Annotated in this window: 3 protein-coding genes and 2 pseudogenes; 3 read left to right on the plus strand and 2 right to left on the minus strand. The window is 64.4% G+C overall.

The features are described 5' to 3' along the window. Positions 1–188: 188 nt before the first annotated feature. Positions 189–767, minus strand: a pseudogene (locus U9980_RS20830) (ISKra4 family transposase); the annotation flags it as partial. Between the two features lie 101 nt (positions 768–868). Here U9980_RS20830 and U9980_RS28680 point away from each other — a divergent pair. Then, a pseudogene (locus U9980_RS28680) lies at positions 869–1045 on the plus strand (helix-turn-helix domain-containing protein); the annotation flags it as partial. Positions 1046–1372: 327 nt separating this feature from the next. Further along, positions 1373–2080 carry a hypothetical protein gene (locus U9980_RS20835; protein WP_322769461.1) on the plus strand — a complete coding sequence of 236 codons (708 nt, stop codon included), beginning with the start codon at positions 1373–1375 and terminating at the stop codon, positions 2078–2080. Here the strand turns inward: U9980_RS20835 and U9980_RS20840 are convergent, their stop codons facing one another. After that, a complete protein-coding gene (locus U9980_RS20840) occupies positions 2081–2893 on the minus strand; it encodes a class I SAM-dependent methyltransferase (protein ID WP_322769462.1) in 813 nt (270 codons plus the stop codon). It lies immediately after the preceding gene. A 672-nt stretch (positions 2894–3565) separates the two neighbouring features. Between U9980_RS20840 and U9980_RS20845 the strand changes: the two genes are divergently transcribed. Beyond that, a complete protein-coding gene (locus U9980_RS20845; RefSeq protein ID WP_322769463.1) occupies positions 3566–3949 on the plus strand; it encodes an RpiB/LacA/LacB family sugar-phosphate isomerase in 384 nt (127 codons plus the stop codon). Positions 3950–4012 lie beyond the last annotated feature (63 nt).

The raw sequence follows: 4012 nt of genomic DNA on the forward strand, positions 1-4012 counted from the left end.
CCTGACCGGCTCATCGGCCCACAGCGGCGGCATGTCGCCATAACCACTTGATTCCGCCACGACCATCGTTTTCCTGGCATCTATTGTTCCCTCAACCTTTCGGAATCAGGTTAGCCACCGGACCCAGGAACCTCCCTCCGAGTTCCTCCCGGCTGTACCGGGGATATGACCGAGCGCCTCGTGGCGTAGATCCGCTTGCGGTCGTTCTTCTCCCCGAGCGACAGCCGTGTGGCCAGCCGTCTCGTGGCCACGGCGGCGGCCTTCGCGGTCGCCGGGCGCAGCCCCTCGGGGCGCACCACCACACCCTTGCCGTCGAACTGCAACACCAGCAGCCGGCCCGCCTCGGCGACGCCTGGCCGCTGCTGGTCGTAGAACGCCGCAATGTCGGCGGCGCCGTCCCGGGCCAGCTCGACGAGCTGACGCTTGGCGACCCGCACCCCGGTCGTCCGCTCGAGGACGGCGCCCGCGTCGTCGAACGAGCCGCGCGCGGCCTCGAGCGCCACCAGCCGGGCCAGCCCGTGCGAGTGCGCCCCGACCGGCAGGTTCAGCCCGGCGTCCGCCGGGTTCAGGTTCGACGCCCCCGCAGCCCGGTAGGCCAACCGCGCCACCGCCACCGACCCGACCAGCGTCACCAGCCGCCGGCCATGGCCGCGCTCCACCCGGGTCCGCGCAACGCGGTCCGCCCCGACCGGCGGGGCGGCCAGCCGCGTCTCCCGCACGGCCCGCAGGTCCAGATGGTCCGGTAACAGCAGCCGGGCCAGCTCCCGCGAGGGGACGCGCGAATTGGTAACCGATAGCGGCTTCCACCCTGCGCGCCGCGACCGATATCTTACTCCTGGCGAACAAGCTCTTGCTGAAATGGGTGGCCATGGACCAGGATCTGCCGCTAGGCAAGCGAATTGCCGCGTTCCGCAAACTCCGCGGGTGGACACAGGCGGGACTCGCTCAACAGTTGAACCGTTCGACGAGTTGGGTGACCAAGATTGAGCGTGGTGAGCGTCGCGTGGACTCCATGAGCGTTCTGCTCGAGCTTGCGCGGGCTCTTTCCGTACCGGTGTACCAGCTTACGGGGCACGGAGACCAGCATCATAAGCCGGACGCCGCAGACCGCGGAGCCCTGCGCCTGCGAATAGTTCTCGACCGCAGCGCAAGCCTCCGTCCGTCCAGGGAGCCTCCACGGTCGGGCTCATTCCTAGCGGCGGAGGCTGCGTCCCTTCGGCGTCTCTACAACGTATCCGATCGAAAGTTCTCCGCATCGGTCCCTCTGCTCGCCGATCTCATCGAGGAAGCTCGGGCGGCGTCCGGGTACCACGACGAGGCCGAGCGGCGGGTCACTCAAACCGCTCTTGCCAATCTTTATCGACTGGCCTCCTTGGATCTGCGGCGAAGGGGAGATTACGGACGTGCGCGACTTGCGATCGACCGTGCCCTGCTGACCGCCGAAGATGTGGGCAACGAATTTCTCATTGCATCGATGGGCGCGACCCTGACCGTCCAGCTCATGATGCAGGGAGATCCGGAGGATGGTGTAGCGCTCGCATCCGAAACCGTCGGAATGCTCCGCCGATACCGCGGAGTTACAGATGATCCGATCTCATACTCGGTCATCAACGGCGCGCTGAACCTTTACGCGGCTCAGGCTGCGGCACGTGCCGGCGATGCGGCAGAGGCGGAGGCATTATTGAAGGTTGCAGCGGCCACCGCTGCGGAGTCCGGAGCCGATCGGGAAAGATACTGCCTGATTTTCGGACCCACCAATGTATCGATACAGAAGATTGGTATGTACGTCGACTTGCAGCGACCAAGTGACGCGGCGCGAGAAGCTGTCCGTGTGAAAGACGATCAGATGAACAGCGTGAGCCGCAGATGCTACCACCATCTTCATCTCGCCAGAGCGTACGGGATGTTGGGTAACGACGACGCGGTGCTCCGCGCTCTGATGGCGGCGCGCAGCGCCGCCTCGGAGTTCGTCCGACATGACCCGCTTGCCAGAGATCAGGTGCGGGACCTTCTGCGTCGCAGGCGCTCACTGGACGAGCGGCTGCGACGCCTGGCGAAAGATATGGCCGTGCTCGACTGATTAAGGCTTTCGCGCTCGTAGCGACAGGAAGAGGGGGAGTTCCGCGCGAGTGTCCTCCGGCAGGACGTACTCACGATCGCCGCGCTTCCGCAGAAATGGCCACGACCGGTCAAGCCAGTTGAACTCGTGGAAGAACTCGATAATCAGTCCTGCTTGCGCAACCGCCGTGACGAGCTCTCCGGTGCTGTGCGTCCACAAGTACTTGACGGTAGTATTAACGTTCGCCTTTGGATCAGCATAACTACCCTCTACCTGATAGGCGATCGGCTCACTTCGCGGCCAGTACGGGCGGCTCACCCTCAACTCTGACGATGTATCGTCAAGCGCCTTAGCGATCGGATGAATGTCTGTCAGATACATAAATCCGCCTGGCTTTAGGTAGTCCGCGACGATTTGGGCCCACCTGGCGAGTTCCGGCAGCCAGCCCAGAACGCCCCTGGATGTGTAGATGATGTCCCACGCTCCGGCCAGCGTTTCCGGCAGTTTCATCACGTCGGAACACAGAAAAGTCGCGTCGACGCCGAGATCCTTCGCGAGAGAATTTGCGATCTCTACCGCCCTGGGAGAGAAGTCGACCCCGGTGACCTTCGCGCCCCGTCGCGCCCAGGCGACCGAGTCGGTTCCGATCTGACACTGAAGATGCAGCATCGTGAGTCCCTTTACGTCGCCGACCTCTCGCACCTCGTAAGGACGCAGCTTGTCCGCACCCTTGCGCACGGAATCGATGTCATACCAGTCACCCTTTGCGTGCACATCGGCCCACTCGTCCCAGAGATCACGGTTGGATGCGAGGTAACCATCAACATCAGGCATGCAACAGACTCCTCGTGCCAGTCGTTTCCTACAGGACGATTATGCGGCTCGACGGGGCCGCTGATCGCATGAGGTCACCGAGCAGAGCGACGCGCCGTCGCTCTGCGATTCGACTACGTCACGCCGAGTAAAAGGCATCTTTGGATATCGCGACATAGCCATTCGTCGTCAGGCGTCTCGACCGCTGGCTCGAACGGAGAATACGGCCCCTCGATCAAATATCCGGCTGCCACGAATTGTGTCACCTACGCGGGTGCTCGGACGTCATTCTCGCACTTGGTAGCCATCCGTATGGGGCGGTTATCTTGATGACAACCCGCATGAGGCCGGTATGGAGGAGCACATGTGCGCGCCGCGATTAAGGCCTTTCTCGAAAATCGAATGGTACAGCGAGCCCGTTTGCAGGAACGATAACGGCTGGCATGAATCATTGGAGATCAGGTGAGCCCGGTCGTCCGGACCATTTCCCGCCGAGAGTGCGGCCGTGCGGCACTGATAGTTCTCAACCGCGGCTGAAGCAGCGGGATGCGAATTTGTGCTGTCACCTATCTGATCATCATGCGACCGGGCACCCCGCTAAGGGAATTCGCCACCAGCCACCAGCCACCAGCCACCAGCCGCACGCGCCGACCGGGTGACCGGCGGCGCCCGTAACCTGATGGATCTGCGCCCATGACTTTTACCGCGAGTTCACCGACACTCCAGGCGGCCCGCACTATCGACACGGCAGACACCGCCCCGGATGCCGAGCGGCCCCACCCACCGACCAACCCGACCGCGGTGGTCGAAGGTCCCGGGCGGGTCAGCCGCAGGCAGGCCGCCTCCGCGCTGCTGCAGGTCGGCGCGCCCGAGCGGCGCCGGGTTGCGGTGGCCGCTGACAAGGTGACCGCGGCGGGGGCCCGGCGTTGGCATGACGCGAACATCTGCGTGCTGTCCTACCGGCTGGTCACCGCGACCACCGCCGCCGAGATCCTCCAGGCTTTCCTGACCACCCCGGCCGACCCGGAGACCGCCCGCGCCCTCGACACGCTGGCCGCGCTGGAGGAGGGCCGATGATCCCGTCGTTGTCCCTGCGGGGTCTCGGTCTGGCGGTTACCGACCCGCTGGTGGTGGCGGAGG

It is taken from the genome of Protofrankia sp. Cr1, assembly GCF_963555865.1.
Lineage (GTDB): Bacteria > Actinomycetota > Actinomycetes > Frankiales > Frankiaceae > Protofrankia.

Coding starts and splice junctions, on each gene's coding strand:
- U9980_RS20840 (WP_322769462.1), bottom strand. CDS start 2,893: ATGCCTGATGTTGATGGTTACCTCGCATCCAACCGTGATCTCTGGGAC.
- U9980_RS20845 (WP_322769463.1), top strand. CDS start 3,566: ATGACTTTTACCGCGAGTTCACCGACACTCCAGGCGGCCCGCACTATC.